Annotated in this window: 18 protein-coding genes; 10 read left to right on the top strand and 8 right to left on the bottom strand. The window is 62.6% G+C overall.

Translation table 11 applies throughout. The annotated features are described in order from the left end of the window. Positions 1 to 294: 294 nt before the first annotated feature. The 5 genes from AC1DXN_RS11325 (at position 295) to AC1DXN_RS11305 (ending at position 5347) form a co-directional block, all read left to right on the top strand. Complete coding sequence (locus AC1DXN_RS11325; RefSeq protein ID WP_477242537.1) at positions 295 to 1323, top strand: amino acid ABC transporter substrate-binding protein; 1029 nt, start codon at positions 295 to 297, stop codon at positions 1321 to 1323. Between the two features lie 63 nt (positions 1324 to 1386). Further along, positions 1387 to 2574 (top strand): amino acid ABC transporter permease, encoded by a 1188-nt coding sequence (locus AC1DXN_RS11320; protein WP_477242539.1) that lies wholly within the window; start codon positions 1387 to 1389, stop codon positions 2572 to 2574. A 4-nt stretch (positions 2575 to 2578) separates the two neighbouring features. Further along, on the top strand, positions 2579 to 3742 hold the full coding sequence (locus tag AC1DXN_RS11315) for an amino acid ABC transporter permease (protein ID WP_477242541.1): 1164 nt from the start codon (positions 2579 to 2581) through the stop codon (positions 3740 to 3742). A 20-nt stretch (positions 3743 to 3762) separates the two neighbouring features. Next, entirely contained in the window at positions 3763 to 4566 is an 804-nt protein-coding gene (locus AC1DXN_RS11310) for an amino acid ABC transporter ATP-binding protein (RefSeq protein ID WP_477242543.1), read from the top strand. Positions 4567 to 4678: 112 nt separating this feature from the next. Continuing rightward, complete coding sequence (locus AC1DXN_RS11305; RefSeq protein ID WP_477242545.1) at positions 4679 to 5347, top strand: TIGR02117 family protein; 669 nt, start codon at positions 4679 to 4681, stop codon at positions 5345 to 5347. Here the strand turns inward: AC1DXN_RS11305 and AC1DXN_RS11300 are convergent, their stop codons facing one another. Both AC1DXN_RS11300 and AC1DXN_RS11295 read right to left on the bottom strand, forming a co-directional pair. Next, the gene (locus tag AC1DXN_RS11300) at positions 5348 to 6577 is read right to left on the bottom strand and encodes an FAD-dependent monooxygenase (RefSeq protein ID WP_477242547.1); all 1230 of its coding nucleotides are present in this window, start codon (positions 6575 to 6577) and stop codon (positions 5348 to 5350) included. Positions 6578 to 6596: 19 nt separating this feature from the next. Beyond that, entirely contained in the window at positions 6597 to 6842 is a 246-nt protein-coding gene (locus AC1DXN_RS11295) for a zinc-finger domain-containing protein (RefSeq protein ID WP_477242549.1), read from the bottom strand. 145 nt (positions 6843 to 6987) lie between these two features. On the opposite strand from AC1DXN_RS11295, the gene AC1DXN_RS11290 reads away from it, so the two are divergent. Both AC1DXN_RS11290 and ppx read left to right on the top strand, forming a co-directional pair. After that, positions 6988 to 9189: an RNA degradosome polyphosphate kinase gene (locus AC1DXN_RS11290; RefSeq protein ID WP_477421547.1), complete on the top strand. Its 2202-nt coding sequence runs from the start codon at positions 6988 to 6990 to the stop codon at positions 9187 to 9189. Further along, the gene (ppx, locus tag AC1DXN_RS11285) at positions 9189 to 10721 is read left to right on the top strand and encodes an exopolyphosphatase (protein WP_477273719.1); all 1533 of its coding nucleotides are present in this window, start codon (positions 9189 to 9191) and stop codon (positions 10719 to 10721) included. Before AC1DXN_RS11290 ends, ppx begins: the two co-directional genes overlap by 1 nt. On the opposite strand, the gene AC1DXN_RS11280 is transcribed toward ppx, so the two are convergent. From AC1DXN_RS11280 to AC1DXN_RS11265, 4 genes are all read right to left on the bottom strand, one after another. Continuing rightward, positions 10714 to 11136 (bottom strand): DoxX family protein, encoded by a 423-nt coding sequence (locus AC1DXN_RS11280; RefSeq protein WP_477273717.1) that lies wholly within the window; start codon positions 11134 to 11136, stop codon positions 10714 to 10716. The genes ppx and AC1DXN_RS11280 overlap by 8 nt on opposite strands. 153 nt (positions 11137 to 11289) lie before the next feature. Next, positions 11290 to 11712, bottom strand: coding sequence for a DoxX family protein (locus tag AC1DXN_RS11275; RefSeq protein WP_477273715.1), 423 nt, complete (start codon positions 11710 to 11712; stop codon positions 11290 to 11292). Between the two features lie 121 nt (positions 11713 to 11833). After that, on the bottom strand, positions 11834 to 13231 hold the full coding sequence (gene fumC / locus AC1DXN_RS11270; RefSeq protein WP_477273713.1) for a class II fumarate hydratase: 1398 nt from the start codon (positions 13229 to 13231) through the stop codon (positions 11834 to 11836). Positions 13232 to 13496: 265 nt separating this feature from the next. Continuing rightward, positions 13497 to 13970 carry a cupin domain-containing protein gene (locus tag AC1DXN_RS11265; protein ID WP_477242561.1) on the bottom strand — a complete coding sequence of 158 codons (474 nt, stop codon included), beginning with the start codon at positions 13968 to 13970 and terminating at the stop codon, positions 13497 to 13499. A gap of 116 nt (positions 13971 to 14086) precedes the next feature. Here AC1DXN_RS11265 and AC1DXN_RS11260 point away from each other — a divergent pair, with 116 nt between their 5' ends. Beyond that, positions 14087 to 15037, top strand: a complete 951-nt coding sequence (locus AC1DXN_RS11260) for a LysR family transcriptional regulator (RefSeq protein WP_477273711.1) — start codon at positions 14087 to 14089, stop codon at positions 15035 to 15037. A 10-nt stretch (positions 15038 to 15047) separates the two neighbouring features. On the opposite strand, the gene AC1DXN_RS11255 is transcribed toward AC1DXN_RS11260, so the two are convergent. Both AC1DXN_RS11255 and betI read right to left on the bottom strand, forming a co-directional pair. After that, complete coding sequence (locus tag AC1DXN_RS11255) at positions 15048 to 15809, bottom strand: SDR family NAD(P)-dependent oxidoreductase (RefSeq protein WP_477273709.1); 762 nt, start codon at positions 15807 to 15809, stop codon at positions 15048 to 15050. Between the two features lie 77 nt (positions 15810 to 15886). Next, positions 15887 to 16573 carry a choline-binding transcriptional repressor BetI gene (gene betI / locus AC1DXN_RS11250; protein WP_477273707.1) on the bottom strand — a complete coding sequence of 229 codons (687 nt, stop codon included), beginning with the start codon at positions 16571 to 16573 and terminating at the stop codon, positions 15887 to 15889. Between the two features lie 82 nt (positions 16574 to 16655). Between betI and choX the strand changes: the two genes are divergently transcribed. Next, positions 16656 to 17594 carry a choline ABC transporter substrate-binding protein gene (choX, locus tag AC1DXN_RS11245; protein ID WP_477421545.1) on the top strand — a complete coding sequence of 313 codons (939 nt, stop codon included), beginning with the start codon at positions 16656 to 16658 and terminating at the stop codon, positions 17592 to 17594. Further along, on the top strand, positions 17591 to 18418 hold the full coding sequence (locus AC1DXN_RS11240; protein ID WP_477273704.1) for an alpha/beta fold hydrolase: 828 nt from the start codon (positions 17591 to 17593) through the stop codon (positions 18416 to 18418). The genes choX and AC1DXN_RS11240 overlap by 4 nt, the downstream gene beginning before the upstream one ends. Positions 18419 to 18427: the final 9 nt, after the last annotated feature.

Genomic DNA, 18427 nt, shown 5'->3' with positions numbered 1-18427 from the left:
CGCCGCGCGAATTTGCGCGGATAGGACTTTGCCAATTTTGTTTGCGCGGCTTGCAAATTTCCTGACGCTCTTGTCTGCAATTCAGGCATTTCCGGCAATTGGTTTTCAAACGCATTGGGTTTCGGTCATTTCCCTTGACCTCACAGGAATAATCGCCTTCGATGCAGTTCGTGAATGGGAGGCAGCGCGTCGATTACGATGCGGGTTTCGGGAATAGATCGGAAGGGGGCTACGTTCACGCACGGGAACAATGATCAGGGTTTGCCTGAAAAACAGAAGAAGGGTCTGTGGGTTATGAAACATATTGCAATTGGCATTTTTGGAGCCGCCGCGCTCGGATTGATGGCTTCGGCCGCTTCGGCAGGCACGCTGGACACAGTCAAGGCGAAGGGCTTCATTCAATGCGGCGTCTCGACCGGTCTGGCCGGTTTCTCGGCGCCCGACGACAAGGGTGAATGGCAAGGCATCGATGCGGATTTCTGCCGCGCTGTGGCGGCCGCCGTCTTCGGCGACGGCACCAAGGTCAAGTTCACGCCGCTCAGCGCCAAGGAGCGGTTCACCGCACTGCAGTCTGGCGAAGTCGACATCCTGTCGCGCAACACCACCTGGACCATCAACCGCGACACGGCACTTGGCCTGAACTTCATCGGCGTCACCTACTATGACGGCCAGGGCTTCATGATCAACGCCAAGAAGTTGCCGGGCGTGAATTCCGCACTGCAGCTTTCGGGCGCCGCCGTCTGCGTGCAGAGCGGCACCACGACCGAGCTCAATCTGGCCGACTACTTCAAAGCCAACAAGATGGAGTACAATCCGGTCGTCTTCGAAAAGCTGGAAGAGGTCAACGCCGCCTATGACGCCGGCCGTTGCGACGTCTACACGACCGACCAGTCGGGCCTCTATGGCATCCGTCTGACGCTGGGTGCGCCGGCCGACCATGTCGTGCTGCCCGAGATCATCTCCAAGGAACCACTTGGACCGGCCGTGCGCCAGGGCGATGACCAGTGGTACCACATCGTCAAATGGACCTATTTCGCGCTGCTCGACGCCGAAGAACTCGGCATCACCAAGGCCAATGTCGACGAGATGAAGGCCTCGGAAAGCCCAGAGATCAAGCGCGTGCTCGGCCAGGAAGCCGACACCAAGATCGGCACCGATCTCGGCGTCTCCAATGACTGGGTCATCAACATCGTCAAGGCGGTCGGCAACTATGGCGAAATGTTCGAACGCAATGTCGGCTCGGGCAGCCCGCTGAAGATCGCGCGCGGCATCAACGCACTGTGGACCAAGGGCGGCCTGCAATACGCTCCGCCGATCCGCTGATCGAAATGTGATCCGGAAGGCAGATCCTCTGCCTTCCGGTTTCTCTTTCCAGGGGACGGTCAAATGGCATCGCAGGAAGTTCTTCGCGAGGAGCCGAGCCGCGGTTCCTTCATCAACGATCCGAAAGTCCGCAGTTTTGTCTTCCAGGCGGTGGTCGTCGTTCTGCTGGTGGGGGGCGTCTGGTGGATCGTCAACAACGTCATCGACAATCTTACGCGCCTTCACATCGCATCGGGGTTCGGCTTCCTCAGGGGGCGCGCCGGCTTCGACATCTCTGACAGCGCCATCGCCTACACGTCGGATTCGACCTACGGTCGCGCCATCATCGTCGGCATCATCAACACGCTGATTGTCGCCGCTGTCGGCATTGTCACAGCAAGCATCGTCGGCTTCTTTGTCGGTATTGGCCGGCTGTCGCGTAACTGGCTGATCCAGAAGATCTGTACGGTCTATGTCGAGACTTTCCGCAACATCCCGCCGCTGCTGGTCATCTTCTTCTGGTACTCCGGCGTGCTGGCCGTGCTGCCGACGCCGAAGGAAAGCATTCATCTGCCGTTCGGTTCCCTTCTAAATCAGCGCGGCGTCTACTTTCCGCGCGCCGTGTGGGGCGACGGCTCCTGGCTGATCTTCGTCGCCTTTCTTGTCGGCATCGCCATGGCGTGGTTCGTCGCCCGTAAGGCACACCAGCGGCAGATGGCGACTGGCCAGCAATTCCCGGTGTTCTGGACGTCGCTGGCGTTGATCGTCGGACTGCCACTGCTTGCTTTCGCGCTGAGCGGCTTCCCGCTGAGCTTTGATTTTCCAAAACAATCGACCTTCAACCTGACCGGCGGCTTCGTCGTCAAGCCGGAGTTCCTTTCGCTTTATCTCGCCCTGTCGTTCTATACCGCCGCATTCATTGCCGAGATCGTGCGCGCCGGCATTCGCGGCGTGGCAAGGGGCCAAAGCGAGGCCTCGGAGGCGCTCGGCCTGCGGTCGGGACAGGCGCTGCGTCTGGTCGTGGTGCCGCAGGCGATGCGCATCGTCATCCCGCCGTTGGCGAGCCAATACCTCAACCTGACCAAGAACTCCTCACTGGCCATCGCCATCGGCTATCCCGATCTGACGGCAACCGCCGGCACCGTGCTCAACCAGACCGGCCAGGCGATCGAGTGCGTGCTGATCATGATGACGGTCTACCTGTCGATCAGCCTGCTCACCTCGCTGTTCATGAACTGGTTCAACGCCAAGATGGCGCTGGTGGAGAGGTAGGGCCATGCAAGAACACGACATGTCCTGGGTCCGGACGGAAATGGTGCTGGCGCAGCCTGCACCGGCCGGGGTAACCGGTATGGGTGCCTGGGTTCGCAAGAACCTGATCGGTTCGGTCAGCGATACAGTCCTGACCATCATCGGTATCGCTCTGGTGGCGCTAATCCTGCCGCAAATCATCAATTGGGCTTTCATCAACGCCCAATGGACCGGCGCCGACCGCACCGTCTGTCTCACGGCTGCGCAGGCGCAGGGCGGTATCCAGCCCGACGGCTGGTCCGGCGCCTGCTGGGCCTTTGTCAATGCCAAGTTCGGCCAGATCCTGTTCGGCACCTATCCGGTCGAGGAGCGCTGGCGGCCGATCCTGGTCGGCATATTGCTGGTCGCGCTGCTCGTGCCGATGCTGATGCCCAAGGCGCCGCGCAAGGGCCTCAACGCCATCCTTCTGCTCCTCGTGCTGCCGATCGTATCCTTCATCCTGCTTTCGGGCGGAGTGTTCGGGCTGCCTCTGGTCGAGACCTCGCGCTGGGGCGGGCTCATGGTGACGCTGTCGCTCTCCTTCGTCGCGATCGTCGTTTCGCTGCCGCTCGGCATCGTGCTGGCGCTCGGTCGGCGTTCGAAGATGCCCATCGTCAAAACGCTATGCGTGATCTTCATCGAGACCGTGCGCGGCGTACCGCTGATCACCGTCCTGTTCATGGCCAGCGTCATGCTGCCGCTTTTCCTGCCGGCCGGCGTCACCTTCGACAAGTTCCTGCGCGCGCTGATCGGCGTGTCGCTGTTCTCGGCCGCCTACATGGCCGAGGTGGTACGCGGTGGCCTGCAGGCCATTCCGAAAGGCCAGTATGAAGGCGCCGATTCGCTCGGCCTCGGCTACTGGCAGAAAATGTATTTCGTCGTCATGCCGCAGGCGCTGAAGCTGGTCATTCCAGGCATCGTCAACACCTTCATCGGCATGTTCAAGGACTCCAGCCTGGTCTCGATCATTTCGATGTTCGACCTGCTCGGCATCGTCAAACAGAACTTCTCCGACCCCAACTGGGCAACGCCGGTAACGGCGAAGTCCGGCCTGGTGTTCGCGGCCTTCGTCTTCTGGCTGTTCTGCTTCGGCATGTCGCGCTATTCAATGTACACGGAACGCCGGCTCGACACCGGCCACAAACGCTAAAAACAAAAGGGGACCCTGCCATGGTCATAGAAAATGCGGTCAGCGCGGAAGAGATCAAGGTCGATGCCAAGAAGATGCACATCTCGACCACCGATGTCGCCATCGACATCATCGCCATGCACAAATGGTACGGCGAATTCCATGTGCTGAAGGACATCAACCTGAAGGTCATGCGCGGCGAGCGCATCGTCATCTGCGGTCCTTCGGGCTCCGGCAAATCGACGATGATCCGCTGCATCAACCGGCTGGAAGAACACCAGAAGGGCAAGATCATCGTCGACGGCAAGGAGCTGACCAACGATCTGAAGAAGATCGACGAGGTGCGCCGCGAGGTCGGCATGGTGTTCCAGCACTTCAACCTGTTCCCGCATCTGACCATCCTGGAGAACTGCACGCTGGCGCCGATCTGGGTGCGCAAGACACCGAAGAAGCAGGCCGAGGAAATCGCCATGCACTTCCTCAAGCGTGTGAAAATCCCGGAGCAGGCCAACAAATATCCAGGTCAGCTCTCAGGCGGCCAGCAGCAGCGCGTGGCGATTGCCCGTTCACTGTGCATGAACCCGCGCATCATGCTGTTCGACGAGCCGACCTCGGCACTCGACCCGGAAATGATCAAGGAAGTGCTGGAGACGATGGTGGGCCTCGCCGAAGAGGGCATGACCATGCTGTGCGTCACCCACGAAATGGGCTTTGCCCGCAAGGTTGCCAACCGGGTGATCTTCATGGACCAGGGCCAGATCGTCGAACAGAACACGCCGGCCGAGTTCTTCGATCACCCGCGCCATGAGCGGACGAAGCTGTTCCTGTCGCAGATCCTGCACTGACGATTTCAATGCGAAACGAAGAGCCCGGCCGGAAACCCGGCCGGGCTCTTTTTCGTATGGATCGGCTGAGGCAGTGTTCGTTGTGTAGCGGCAGGGCGCAAGGACGCCATCGATGAAGAAGCTCGGGCGCATCCTTGGCCTGTTCATCGTCCTGGCAGCGCTTGCCATGGCGCTGGGTACACTGGTGCCGCGCCCGCTGTGGCGGACGGCCAATGCCAGCGCCGCCGCGACGCGGCATATCCTCGTGCTGAAAAACCCGATCCACACCGATATCGCCATTCCGGTCGATGACCGCGTGCGTCAGCGCTTCCATTTCCTTGTCGATGCCGGCATTCCGGCCGATGGTGCTGAAGTTCGCTACATCGTCTTCGGCTGGGGCGGCCGCGCTTTCTATCTGGAGACGCCGACCTGGTCCGAACTGAAAGCGGTGCCGGTGCTAAAGGCGTTGACGCTGGATGCCTCGGTCATGCATGTCGATATCGTCGGCGACATCGCCGAACCGCGTCCCGACGTCACCGGCTTCGACATCGGCGAGGAGCGTTTTGCTGCGCTGCTCGATTTCATCGAAGCGAGCTTCCAGCAAGGGCCGAACGGACCGATCCTTGTCCCGGATGCGGCCTATTCCAGATATGACGGCTTTTATGAAGCCAATGGCCATTTCAATGCACTGGTCGGCTGCAACACCTGGACGGCGGCGGCCTTGCGCACAGCCGGCCTGCGCACCGGCTGGTGGAACCCGTTGCCGGTCTCGCTCGGCCTGTCGATGCGGCTTTATGATTAGCTATCGACGTCCGACGGTTTCGGGCACCCGCCAGCCATAGAGCCAGTCCAGGTCTGAGGCGAGCTTTTCGGACGAGCGCGTCGCCAGGAACAGATTGCGGGCCATCGCCACCGGCCCCGCAGCATGCCAGGCGAGCCGGTTGACGGCGCCACGGCGGGCAACTTTTGCTACACGCGGACGCCGTTCCTGTTCCCACGCGGCAAGCGCACCCTGGAGATCGGCAGGCAAGGCGGCGACGAAGCCGGCAAGCGTTGCGGCATCCTCGATCGCCATCGCCGCGCCCTGTGCGGCAAACGGCGTCATCGCATGCGCCGCATCGCCGATCAGCGCGATGCCATCCGACGTCGTCCAGGGCTGGCGCTGGTCCACTGTATGGATCGGCCACGCCGTCCACGGCCCGGCTTCTTCGACCAGCCGGGCCAGTGCCGGCGCCGTGCCGCGCATGGCGCTGGTGAGGATCTTGACGTCGGCATTGCCGGACCAACCCTCGGCGATGATCTCACCCTTGGTGAACGCAGCAAGGTTGAAGGCGGTGCCTTTGCTGACGGGGTAGGCTACGAGGTGGAAGCCGGGATGCAGGAAGGTGGTGACGCAGTCGGTTGCAGCGATCGCCGCGAAGGCTTTTCCGGCGGCGCTGTCGGCGCTGACCGTGGCGCGCCAGGCGAGTTCGCCCGAAAACCGGTTTCTGGACGAAAACCCGGCAGCAGCACGGGTCGCCGACCAGACACCATCGGCGCCGATCAGCAGGAACCCCTCGGCCTCGACGCTCTTGTCGCCAATCTCAGTCGTTGCGATGAGGCCATGCGGCCCCTTGGCGACGCCGCTGACGCGCGCGCCGGTGACAAGCTTGATGCCAGGCAATTCCGCCACGCGCGCCATCAGCGCGTTTTGCAGATCGGCGCGGTGAGCGACGAGGTAGGGGGCCTGCCAGCGCTTTTCGGCCAAGTCGCCAAGCGGGACGCGCGCCAATTCGCGCAATGTTCCTGCATCCCTAAGCACGACCGCCTCCGGCCGCACCGCTGCCGGCGACAGCCGGTCGAGCACGCCGAGCTGGCGAAGGATGCGCGTTGCGTTGGGGGAAAGCTGGATGCCGGCGCCAGCCGCTTCGAGGCGCGGCGCTTGTTCGAACAGCTTTATCGGATAGCCGCGCTCGGCGAACGCTAGGGCAGCGGTCAGCCCCGCAACACCCGCCCCGGCGATAACGATCTGCCGGGACTGCATGTCGCTCATTGGGATCGTCGCGAAAGAATCAGGCGGCCTGGTCGATATACAGGCACCCGGCCGGCGCCGTTTCCGTTGCCTTCAGCTTTGACGAATAGCGATAGAGCGTCGAGCAATAGGGGCAGACTTTTTCATCGTCGTCGCCCATGTCGAGAAACACATGCGGATGGTCGAAAGGCGGATTGGCGCCGGTGCACATGAATTCCCTAACGCCGATGTCGATCGCCGCGTGGCCCGCATCGTTCTGGAAATGGGGAATGGAACCGCCTGCCATCGTCGTCTCCTTGCTCTCTCGTAGAATTGCATCTGGATCATAACCCGTCTCTTTGCAAGATCGATGAAATGAAACTGTCGCAAAAGCCTGTCACAGGATAAGTTAAGCCGGTTAACCGGCTGAGCAGTCGAGAAGAGCAGGAACCATGAACGAACTGAAGCCGGTACAGAGCGAATTCACCACCGTGGAGAAGGCCAGCTCCGAAGGCGGCAACCCCGACCGTTTCGTCAACCGCGAGTTTTCCTGGCTGCAATTCAACCGCCGCGTTCTCGAAGAATCGCTGAACCTCAATCATCCGCTGCTCGAACGCGTCCGCTTCCTGTCGATCTCGGCAGCCAATCTCGATGAGTTCTTCATGGTCCGCGTCGCCGGTCTCGCCGGCCAGGTGCGCGAGGGCATCACGCTCAAGAGCCCGGACGGCCGCACGCCGGAGCAGCAGCTCGAACAATTGCTGCGTGAGGTCGAGCGCCTGCAGGAGGACCAGCAGAAGAGCCTTTCGGCGCTGATGCTGCTGCTCAACAAGGAAGGCATAGAGAGCATCGCCCGCGACGCCCTGACCAAGGACGAGAAGGTCTGGCTGGAAGACCATTTCCAGGAGCAGGTGTTTCCGGTGCTGACCCCGCTATCGATCGACCCAGCGCACCCGTTCCCGTTCATTCCCAATCTCGGTTTCTCGATGGCGCTGCAACTGCGTCATCGCAAGAATGGCGAGGAGATGAGCGCGCTGTTGCGCCTGCCGGTTGCATTGAAGCGCTTTATCCGTCTGCCCGACCGCAAGCATCATGTCCGCTTCATCCCGCTCGAAGAGGCGGTCGGCCTCTATATCGGCAAGCTGTTCCCCGGCTACGAGGTCAAGGGCTCCGGCACATTCCGCATCATCCGCGACAGTGATATCGAGGTCGAGGAAGAGTCCGAGGATCTCGTGCGCCTGTTCGAGACGGCGCTGAAGCGCCGCCGCCGCGGCTCGGTCATCCGCATCGAGTTCGACAGGTTGATGCCCAGCGAGTTGCGCGACTTCGTCGCCGGCGAGCTTGGCGTGTCGTCGAGCCGCATCAGCGTTCTGACCGGTCCGCTGGCGCTCAGCCAGATCTCCGAAATCGTCGCCGTGGCCCGCGACGACCTCAAGTTCACGCCCTACAATCCGCGCTTTCCCGAACGCATCCGCGAGCATGGCGGCGACTGTTTCGCCGCCATCCGCGAGAAGGACATCGTCGTTCACCACCCTTACGAATCCTTCGACGTGGTGGTGCAGTTCCTTCGCCAGGCGATGGCCGACCCGGAAGTGGTGGCGATCAAGCAGACGCTGTATCGCACCTCAAACGACAGCCCGATCGTGCGGGCGCTGGTCGACGCCGCCGAGGCCGGCAAGTCGGTGACAGCGCTGGTCGAGCTCAAGGCGCGCTTCGACGAGGAGGCCAACATCCGCTGGGCGCGCGACCTCGAGCGCGCCGGCGTCCAGGTCGTGTTCGGTTTCCTCGAACTGAAGACCCACGCCAAAATGTCGCTTGTGGTGCGGCGCGAGGACGGCAAGCTGCGCAACTACGTGCATCTCGGCACCGGCAACTACCATCCGGTCACCGCGCGCATCTACACCGACCTGTCCTTCTTCACCACCGATCCGACCATTGCGCGCGATGTCGCCCAGCTGTTCAACTTCATCACCGGCTATGCCGAGCCGACCGATGAGATGCGGCTGGCCATTTCGCCGTTTACGCTCAGAAGCCGCATCTTGAAGCACATCGCCGACGAGGTTGGCCATGCGCTCGAGGGCAGGCCAGCGCGCATCTGGATGAAGATGAACGCGCTCGTCGACCCTATCATCATCGACGCGCTCTATGACGCCAGCCGTGCCGGCGTCGAGATCGACCTCGTCGTGCGCGGCATCTGCTGCCTGCGGCCACAGGTGCCGGGCCTGTCGGAAAACATCAGGGTCAAGTCGATCGTTGGCCGTTTCCTTGAACACAGCCGCATCTTTTGCTTTGGCAACGGCCATGGCCTGCCGTCCGACGAGGCGATCGTCTACATCRCCTCGGCCGACCTGATGCCGCGCAATCTCGACCGCCGCGTCGAGACCATGGTGCCGATCACCAATCCAACTGTGCATGAACAGATCCTTGGCCAGATCATGCTGGGCAACATCATGGACAACCAGCAAAGTTTCGACGTATTGGCAGACGGAACCTCCCGGCGCGTGATGCTGGAGGAGGGTGAGGAACCGTTCAACGCGCAGGAATATTTCATGACCAATCCGAGCCTGTCGGGACGGGGCGATGCGCTGAAGTCGCATGCGCCCAAGCGCATCGCGCAGTTCAAGCGCCGCAAGAAAAACGCCGCAGCGTCCGGCTGATGATTGCAACGTCCCAGGGCCGGCTTCAGGACCGCCGACCGCTGTCCATCATCGACATCGGGTCGAACTCGATCCGCCTTGTCATCTATGAAGGGCTGGCGCGTTCTCCGACCACGCTGTTCAACGAAAAGATGCTGGCCGGCCTCGGCCGCGGCATCGTTTCGACCGGAAAGCTCGATCCCGAGGCGGTAACGCGCTCGATGGAAGAATTCCGGCGTTTCCGCGCCCTTTCCGACCAGGTCGGCGCCGAGCACATGTATGTGCTGGCGACCGCCGCCGCCCGCGAGGCGGTCAATGGTCCCGACTTCATCCATCGCGCCGAAGATGTGCTCAAGACCGAGATCCGGGTGCTGAGCGGCCGCGAGGAGGCGCATTATTCGGCGCTCGGTGTCATCTCAGGCTTCCACCCGGCCAACGGCATTGCCGGCGACCTTGGCGGCGGCAGCCTGGAACTGATCGACGTCAATGGCGAGGCGATCGGCGACGGCATCACGCTGCCGCTGGGCGGCCTGCGCCTGCAGGACATGGCCAAGAACTCGCTCGCCCAGGCGGCAAAGATTGCGCGCGAGGAACTGGCGCGGGCAAAGCTGTTGAAGGGCGGGCAGGGCAGGGCCTTCTATTCGGTCGGCGGCACCTGGCGAAATCTTGCCCGGCTGCACATGGAAATGAGCAACTATCCGCTCGGCGTCATGCACCACTACGAAATCAGCGCCGACAGTGCTGCGAACTTCCTGAAGCAAGTGGCCAAGGGCGAGATCGAGAAGGTGAGGGGCATCGAAGGCGTCTCCAAGAATCGTCGCTCGTTGCTGCCCTATGGCGCGATCGTGCTGCAGGAGATCATGGCGGCGATGCAGCCGTCGAAGATCATCGTCTCGGCGCTCGGCGTACGCGAGGGCTTTCTTTATTCGCTGCTGGGTGAAGCCGAGCAGAAGGCCGATCCACTGATTTCCGCGGCGGAGGAACTGGCCCAGCTGCGCTCGCGCTCGGTCACCCATGCGCATGAGCTTGTCGAATGGACGGGCAAGGCCTTCGCTGCCTTCGGCATCGACGAGACCGAGGACGAGGCGCGTTATCGTCAAGCGGCCTGCCTGCTTGCCGACATCGGCTGGCGCGCGCACCCGGAATACCGCGGGAAGCAGTCGCTCAACATCATCGCCCACGCCTCCTTCATCGGCGTCGATCACCCTGGCCGCGCCTTCCTGGCGCTTGTCGGCCTGTTTCGCCACGAGGGGGTCTTCAACGAGGCCGTCCCCGAGATTCGTGGATTGGCGACGCCGCGTTATCTCGAGCGGGCCCGCGTGCTGGCGGCGATGCTGCGCGTCGTCTACTTGCTGACGGCGGCAATGCCGGGCGTCATGCCCAGGCTGAAATGGGAACCCCGCCCCAATGGCGCACTGGCGCTGGTGCTGCCGGCGTCGCTGGCCGATCTCTACGGCGAGCGGCCGGCGGGCCGGCTGGCGCAGCTGGCAAGGATCACCAACCGTCGGCTGGTGCTGGCCGTCGAGGGCGGGCCGAGCATTTCGGTCAAGTAGCCTCAGACCCGATCCCGAATGTTCGGCCGTCGATGGAATAGGCACCTGCACCAGCCATCGCCAGCGCCAGGAAACCGCCTGCTATGGCGATGTCCTTCATTAGCATCTGTGAATGCAGGAAGCTCAGCATCGGGTCGTCGGCGCCTTGTCCGTAATGGCCGATGAAGCCGGCAACGACGCAGAACGCGGCCAGCAACAGCGCCACGATCGGCGTCTTGAAGCCGACCAGGATAAGCAGTCCGGCGATCAGCTCGAACAATCCCGTTCCCCAGGCCGCCAGCGTCGGCAGCGGCAGGCCGAGACCGGCGAAATAGCCTGTCGTGCCGGCAATGTCGGCAAGTGCATGGAAGCCCGACGGAATAAACAGGGCGACAAGCAGCAAACGGGAAAGCAGCAGCAATGCGTTGCGGGGCATGGTTACCTCCGTGTTGGTCGGGCCGGCTGGCCCGTTCCTTATCCCGACGCCGCGATTCTAGCAGGAATCGGCTGACGGGGACGCACGCACAGACAACGAAAAAGGGGCCCGGAAAATTCCGGACCCCCATGTTGCACTGCTTGTGATTGGGCTTCAGGCGCGCTTGGCGTCGATCGAATAGGCACCGGCACCCGAGGAGGCCAGCAGGATGAACCCGCCCGTAATGGCGAGATTCTTGAGAAACTGGATCATCTGCATCTGGTCGGCCCAGCCGGTGTGGGCGACCAGCCCGGTGGCGACGGTGAAGATGGCGAGCACCCAGGCGGCGATGCGGGTCTGGAAACCGACGAGGATGGCGAGACCGCCGACAAGCTCGATCAGGCCAACGACGATTGCCGTCACGGTCGGCAACGGCAGGCCGAGGCTACCGAAGTAGCCGGCGGTGCCGGCAATCGCGGTGAGCTTGCCGAAACCGGAAAGCAGGAAGATGACCGCGAGCAGGATGCGGCCGAGCAGGATTGTGGTTGAGGCATTGGAAGCGGCGCCGGAACCGGCGACTGAACTGTTGATGGACATGGTGACTCTCCGGGAGGTTGCGAATACCTCCTCCAAATAGTTCAGGTCGACTGTTCACCAAAGATGCCTATCCGGCGACAGTTCGTTCACCGAGATAACGCTTTTGTGATCGAGTGTGACTTCAGCCCGGATGCGTCATGTCTTCGGGCCGCACCAGCCGGTCGTAGTCGGCCTCGCTGACCAGTCCGGTTGCCAGCGCTTCCTCGCGCAGGGTCGTGCCCTTCTTGTGCGCGGTCTTGGCGATCTTGGCCGCATTGTCGTAGCCAATGGTCGGCGCCAGTGCCGTCACCAGCATCAGCGAGCGGTCGAGTGCCGCCTTGATGTTGTCTTCCCGCGCCTCGATGCCGACGACGCAATTGTCGGTGAAGGACACCGAGGCGTCGGCCAGCAGTTGCACCGACTGCAGGAAGTTATAGGCCATCAGCGGATTGTAGACGTTGAGCTCGAAATGGCCCTGGCTGCCGGCGAAGGTCAACGCCGCATTGTTGCCGAACACCTGGACGCAGACCTGCGTCAGAGCCTCGCACTGCGTCGGGTTGACCTTGCCGGGCATGATCGACGAGCCCGGTTCGTTTTCCGGCAGAGACAGTTCGCCAAGGCCGGAGCGCGGGCCGGAGCCGAGGAAGCGGATGTCGTTGGCGATCTTGAACAGGGCAGCGGCGGCCGCGTTGATGGCGCCATGCGAAAACACCATGGAATCGTGGGCCGCCAGCGCTTCGAACTTGTTCGGTGCGGTGACGAAGCCGATGCCGGTGATATCGGCAATGCGCGCCGCCACTTTTTCGGCAAATCCGACCGGCGCGTTGAGGCCGGTGCCGACGGCGGTGCCGCCCTGCGCCAGTTCCTGCAGGCCGGGCAGCGTCAGCTCGATGCGCTTGATCGACGAGGCGACCTGCGCCGCATAGCCGGAAAATTCCTGGCCCAGCGTCAGGGGCGTCGCGTCCTGCGTGTGGGTGCGGCCGATCTTGATGATATGGGCGAACGCCTTCGTCTTGGCTTCGAGTGCTGCATGCAGATGCTTCAGCGCCGGCAGCAGGTCGTGCACGATGCGCTCGGCGCAGGCGATGTGCATGGCCGTCGGGTAGGTGTCGTTCGACGACTGGCTCATATTGACGTGGTCGTTGGGGTGCACCGGCTTCTTCGAGCCCATGACGCCGCCCAGCATCTCGATCGCCCGGTTGGAGATCACCTCATTGGCGTTCATGTTGGACTGCGTGCCCGAGCCGGTCTGCCAGACGACCAGCGGGAAATGCTCGTTGAGCTTGCCGTCGATGACCTCCTGGGAGGCTTCGACGATCGCCTTGCCGAGTGCCGGGTCGAGCCGCTTCAGCTCCATATTGGCTTCGGCCGCTGCCCGCTTGACGATGCCAAGCGCGCGCACGACCGAGGCCGGCTGCTTTTCCCAGCCGATCCTAAAATTGCCGAGGGAACGCTGCGCCTGCGCGCCCCAGTAGCGGTCGGCGGCGACCTCGATGGGACCGAACGTGTCGGTTTCGGTTCTGGTCTTTGGGGCGCTCACGGCTCTCTCCGAATGACGAATTCGGCAACGGCGTATCGCGTTGCACAAATCGCTTCAAGCGGAGATTGCGATGGCCGAGGATGCAAATCGGTTGAAGGCGAAGGTAATCTCCCCCCCTCGAGGGGGAGATGTCGCCGAAGGCGACAGAGGGGGTCGGTACGTCTTGACGCGGCCCCTGTCGCCGCCACAGGAAGCTGGCGCATCACGCGCAGCGACCCCCTCTGGCCTGCCGGCCATCTCCCCCTCAAGGGGGGAGACAAGCAACTCACCCCAGCGGCGGCCCGACAATATCGATGCCGTTCTTTGCGCAGAGCTGCACCAGAGCCGCGATGATTTCCGGCGTCGGTTCCGTCTGGGGTGGCAATTCCGGCCGCTCGGCAGGGCGACCCGCCTGGCGCAGCAGCGTTTCGAAATCCGCACCGCGCGTGACGGTGAGTGTGCGCGCGCCTTCGCGCGACTCGACCCGGTAGGTGTGCGGCAGGCCTTTCGGTGCGATGACTGTATCGCCGGGGCCAGCAAGCCGTTCCTGGCCGTCGATCTGAAAGCGCATCCGCCCCTCCAGAACATGAAACACCTCATCTTCCTGGCGATGCACATGCAGCGGCGCAGAGTCGCCATACGGCATGCAATGCTCGACGACGCAGATGCCGTCCTCTCCCGCGGCCGACGGGATGTGGATCGCGATGAGTGTGTTGTTGAACCAGAAGAGTTCCTTGCCTGTGATCGTCCCGGGGGTCATTGTCATGGCTTTCTGCTCCTTTTGTCGCCTGTGCCGACTGGGTGGCGCTGACGACGACCTAACCAAGGACATGCCCGCAACGGAAATCGAATGATCGTATGGGATGAATTAATGCGATGAATTTGAACGCGCTCGACCTCAATCTTGTCCGGGTGTTCGACGCGCTTTTGCGGGAAAGAAGCGTTACACGTGCCGGCGAGCAGATCGGCCTCAGCCAGCCTGCGGTCAGCGCTGCGCTCAATCGCCTGCGGCATGTCCTCAAGGACCAGCTGTTCGTGCGGCGCGGCAATGAGATGGTGCCGACGCCGCGGGCCGAGAGCCTGGCGGAGCCGTTGCGCGTGGCGCTTCGCGAAATCGAACGTGTCTTCCAGTCCACGAAAACCTTCGATCCGGCGGAGCTTGACCGAACCTTCACGCTGATGGGCGCGGACTTCTTCTCCATGATGCTGATGCCGTTTCTGGCGGCACGTGTCGCCGAAATGGCGCCCCGCGTGTCGTTCCGCTTTCTGGACAGCGCGCGGGGCGACGTTTCGAGGCTGCTCCAGGAGGATGAAATCGACGCGGCACTCGAACGCCCACTGGAGGTTTCCGACTGGGTCTCCAGCACGCCGCTATTCCATTCGCCATTCGCAATCATTGCGGCGAGGGACAACGCCGCAATCAGGCAGAGCGGGATTGCGGACAGCGAGCGGCTGCCGATCGACCTTTTCTGCGAACTGCCCCACGTTCTTCGCTCCATCGACGGTTCGATGTCGGGCTCTACCGACGAGGCGCTCGGCAGGATCGGGCGAACGCGTCGTGTGAGCCTGGCGTTGCCGCACTTTCAGGCTGTCGCGCTGGCGGTGGCAAACGGAAACTATCTTGCCGCGGTTCCCATGCAGTTCGCGGTTTGGGCGGCGAAGAGCCTGCCGCTCGCCATCTTTGAACCGCCGGTCCCCATTTCCGTTCCTGAAGTCAGGATGTACTGGCACGCGCGTCACGACGACGAGCCGCCGCATCGCTGGGTTCGCGATCAGATGCTCGAAGCTGTTGGAGTGCTTGGTTTCAGGGACTCTGGCGGCTCATAGCGACCGCACATCACCCCGCCGTATAGCCCCCGTCGATGGCAAAAATGCCACCGCTGGTCCACGTCGCCTCGTCGCTGGCCAGATACACGGCTATGCCGGCGAGGTCCTTGGTCTGGCCGATGCGGCCGAGCGGGTAGCTGCGCTCGACATAGGTCTTCAGCTCTGCCTGCACTTCCGCAGGCAGGTTTTCGATCGATTTGCGCCGCATGGCGGTGTCGACGGTGCCGGGTGCGATGGCATTTACCCTGATGCCGCGCGGGCCGAGCTCAAAGGCCAGCGATTTGGTCAGCGAATTCAGCGCGCCCTTCGACAGCGAATAGAGGCTCGACGGCCGCTTCGGGATCATCTTGTTGGCGAAGTAGGACGAGATGTTGATCACCGAGGCGCCGGTTGGCGTGAGATGCGGCAGCAGGCGCTGGGTGAGGAAGAACGCCGCCGTCACATTCAGCGCGAAGGATTGTTGGAACTGCTCTTCGCTGACCGTATCGAACGCCACCAGGAACGCTACGCCGGCATTGTTGACCAGGATATCGAGCGGCCGACCGGATTTCTTCACCTGCGCGACCACGGCGTCGATGCCGGCTGATGTGGCAAGGTCTGCCGACAGCGTTTCGACGCCGGCGCCGAGTTTGTCGCGAGCGGCGCTGAGTTTTCTGGCGTCGCGGCCGACGATGAGAACCTCAGCACCCTCGCGCAAAAAGGCCTCGGCGATGGCCAGGCCGATGCCGTCCGAACCGCCGGTGACCAGCGCCCGTTTGCCGCCCAATCTCATCGAATACTCCTGCGCGCTCTCGCCACCCGCCGCACGGTCAGAGCAGCGCTGCCGGCAGTCGTGGTCAAGTCATTGGCCTATCGCACAGTATGAACTTCGCCAGACCGCCGGCCAGAGGCTACTGCTGCTCCGTCGCTAGGCAAGGCTTCCCGGAAGACCAGCCGCGCGGCGACATGATCCTTGACCTGGCGGATAGCCTGTTCGCGCGACACACTTCCCGGCCGCAGGGCGAGCCGCAGCCAGAGCCCGTCGATCAGCGCGGAGACGCCAAGCGCGATGTCCTCGGCCTCCCTGGGCGGGGCAAGACCGCGCAGGCCGGACAAAAGGTTAGAGCGCATGCGCGCGTGGATCACCTTCTGGATACGTGCCAGATTCTCGTCGCGCGGCACCTCGGCGCAGAGCGAAAGCCACGCATGGCAGAGTGGAGGCTGAAACAAATGCGGCTCGAAATTGCCTTCGATCACCGCATCCAGGCGCTCCATCGGAGTCCGTGCCCGGCGAAGCCGTGCGATCACCGCATCACGCAGGACGACGTTGGCCTCGCGCATCGCGTGCTCGAACAATTCCTGCTTGTTGCGGAAATAATGCAGCACGATGCCCTTCGATGCACCGGCCTGGGAGGCGACCTTTTCCAAGGTCGCTCCGGCAATGCCTTCGCGCTGCAGGACAGCGAAAGCCGCCTGCCGCAGTTCCTTGCGGCGTATGTCGCTAAGACGAGTCAGTTTCACGGGTTCGATCCATGCATCACGAATCCAAGTTGACATTTTCGTCCATTTAGATCAACAATTGACCGTTGGGACAATAATTAGACCAAATGGTCAACATAGCACAATGAGGAGAACCGAAATGCAACGCATCTTTGCAACTGGCGTCTGTCTGGCAGCGCTGGCGCTGGCATCTCACGCCGCCCACGCGGGCGAGACCGAGCAGTGCAAGACGGTACGCATGGCCGAACCCGGCTGGAACGATCTCGCCTTCACCACGGGGATCGCCAGCGTCCTGCTTGACGCGCTCGGCTATCAGGCGAAAAGCGATGTGCTCGGCATGAACGTCATCTATGAGGGCATGAAGAACAAGGACCTGGACGCGTTCCTTGGCTATTGGGATCCCGCCAMCGTCGTTTACTATGCGCCTTACAAGAAGGACGGCTCGATCGAGAATGTGCGCGTCAATCTCGAAGGTGCCAAATACACTTTCGCGGTGCCCACCTATGTCTGGGAGGCTGGCGTCAAGGACTTCTCCGACCTGCACAAATTCGCCGACAAGTTCGGCAAGAAGATGTACGGCATCGAGCCCGGATCGAACCAGCTGATGATGGATGCCATCGCCGATCCTTCGCTCGGCCTCGATGGCTGGCAGGTGGTCGAGTCGAGCGAAGCCGGCATGCTGTCGGAGGTCGGCTACGAGATCAAGGAAAAGCAGTTCATCGTCTTCCAGGCCTGGGCGCCGCATCCGATGAACACAATGTACGACTTCAAGTATCTGACCGGCGGCGACAAGTTCTACGGCCCGAATTTCGGCGCAGCAACAGTGTCGACGCAGGTGCGCAAGGGCTATCTGCAGGAATGCCCGAACGTCGCGCAACTCTTGAAGAATCTCGTCTTCGACGTCGACTTCGAGAATGTCGGCATGGGCTATCTGATCAATGACGGCATGAAGCCTGAAGAGGCCGCACTGAAGGCAATCACCCTGAACAAGGGCCGTCTCGACGCCTGGTTGGCCGGGGTCACCAGTTTCGACGGCAAGCCTGGCCTGGCCGCGGTGAAGGAAAAGCTCGGCCTGTGAATTCCTCTGGACTGGAGGCCGGGCAGGAAGAGTGGGCCGGCCGCAAGCACATGGTCGATGTCGGTGGCCTCGCCATGGCTTGCATCGAAATCCCCGGCGCCGAGCCGGCCCTGCTGCTGATCCATGGCTTCACCGATACCAGCCGCAGCTTTTCGCTGCTGGTGCTGCATCTGGCAGGCCGCAGGCTGGTCATCCCGGACCTGCGCGGCCATGGCGCTTCAGAGGCCGGATCGCGCGCTTTCCGGCCTGCGGACTTCGCCGACGACATTGCCGGGCTGATCGCGCGGTTGCGGCTCGAACGGCCGGTTCTCGTCGGCCATTCGCTTGGCGCCATGATCGCCGTCGAGGCGGCAGCCAAGTATGGCGAGCTGATCGGTGGGCTGGTGCTGGTGGCGGGAACGCTGAAGCCCGGCATCTCGCAGGACCATCAAATGGTGAGCGGCGTCCGGGCCTTGCGCGACCCGATCTCGCCTGCCGACCCGTTCTATGCGTGGTGGCATGCCTGCGGGCCCGGCGTGCCGCAGGCCTTCCTGGCATTGATGGCGCAGGAGGCCTCTGCAATGCCGGCTGCGCGCTGGCGGCTGATCCTAGAACAGCTTCGCAGCGCTGATCTGGCCGGTGCGGCGTCGGCCGTGCGGCAGAAGACGCTGATCATTGGCGGCGCAGTCGATCCGCTGTTCGGCGAGGCGCATCAGCGAGCGCTGCTGCGCGCGCTTCCAGGTTCCGACTTCGTCCGCCTTGAAGGCTGCGGCCACAATCCGCACTGGGAGGATCCGGCACTCGTCGCCGCCGCCATCACCGGCAAATTCAGGGCAGGGGCCTGATACGAGGGG

The organism is Mesorhizobium sp. P2_H9, from assembly GCF_056403215.1.
The sequence above is the reverse complement of the archived record's forward strand: the minus strand, read 5'-3'. Positions and strand labels throughout refer to the sequence as shown.

Bases quoted from the DNA above. Each gene is read 5' to 3' on its own strand.
- AC1DXN_RS11325 (WP_477242537.1), top strand. From the start codon at position 295: ATGAAACATATTGCAATTGGCATTTTTGGAGCCGCCGCGCTCGGATTG.
- AC1DXN_RS11320 (WP_477242539.1), top strand. From the start codon at position 1,387: ATGGCATCGCAGGAAGTTCTTCGCGAGGAGCCGAGCCGCGGTTCCTTC.
- AC1DXN_RS11315 (WP_477242541.1), top strand. From the start codon at position 2,579: ATGCAAGAACACGACATGTCCTGGGTCCGGACGGAAATGGTGCTGGCG.
- AC1DXN_RS11310 (WP_477242543.1), top strand. From the start codon at position 3,763: ATGGTCATAGAAAATGCGGTCAGCGCGGAAGAGATCAAGGTCGATGCC.
- AC1DXN_RS11305 (WP_477242545.1), top strand. From the start codon at position 4,679: ATGAAGAAGCTCGGGCGCATCCTTGGCCTGTTCATCGTCCTGGCAGCG.
- AC1DXN_RS11300 (WP_477242547.1), bottom strand. From the start codon at position 6,577: ATGAGCGACATGCAGTCCCGGCAGATCGTTATCGCCGGGGCGGGTGTT.
- AC1DXN_RS11295 (WP_477242549.1), bottom strand. From the start codon at position 6,842: ATGGCAGGCGGTTCCATTCCCCATTTCCAGAACGATGCGGGCCACGCG.
- ppx (WP_477273719.1), top strand. From the start codon at position 9,189: ATGATTGCAACGTCCCAGGGCCGGCTTCAGGACCGCCGACCGCTGTCC.
- AC1DXN_RS11280 (WP_477273717.1), bottom strand. From the start codon at position 11,136: ATGCCCCGCAACGCATTGCTGCTGCTTTCCCGTTTGCTGCTTGTCGCC.
- AC1DXN_RS11275 (WP_477273715.1), bottom strand. From the start codon at position 11,712: ATGTCCATCAACAGTTCAGTCGCCGGTTCCGGCGCCGCTTCCAATGCC.
- AC1DXN_RS11265 (WP_477242561.1), bottom strand. From the start codon at position 13,970: ATGACCCCCGGGACGATCACAGGCAAGGAACTCTTCTGGTTCAACAAC.
- AC1DXN_RS11260 (WP_477273711.1), top strand. From the start codon at position 14,087: ATGAATTTGAACGCGCTCGACCTCAATCTTGTCCGGGTGTTCGACGCG.
- AC1DXN_RS11255 (WP_477273709.1), bottom strand. From the start codon at position 15,809: ATGAGATTGGGCGGCAAACGGGCGCTGGTCACCGGCGGTTCGGACGGC.
- betI (WP_477273707.1), bottom strand. From the start codon at position 16,573: ATGTCAACTTGGATTCGTGATGCATGGATCGAACCCGTGAAACTGACT.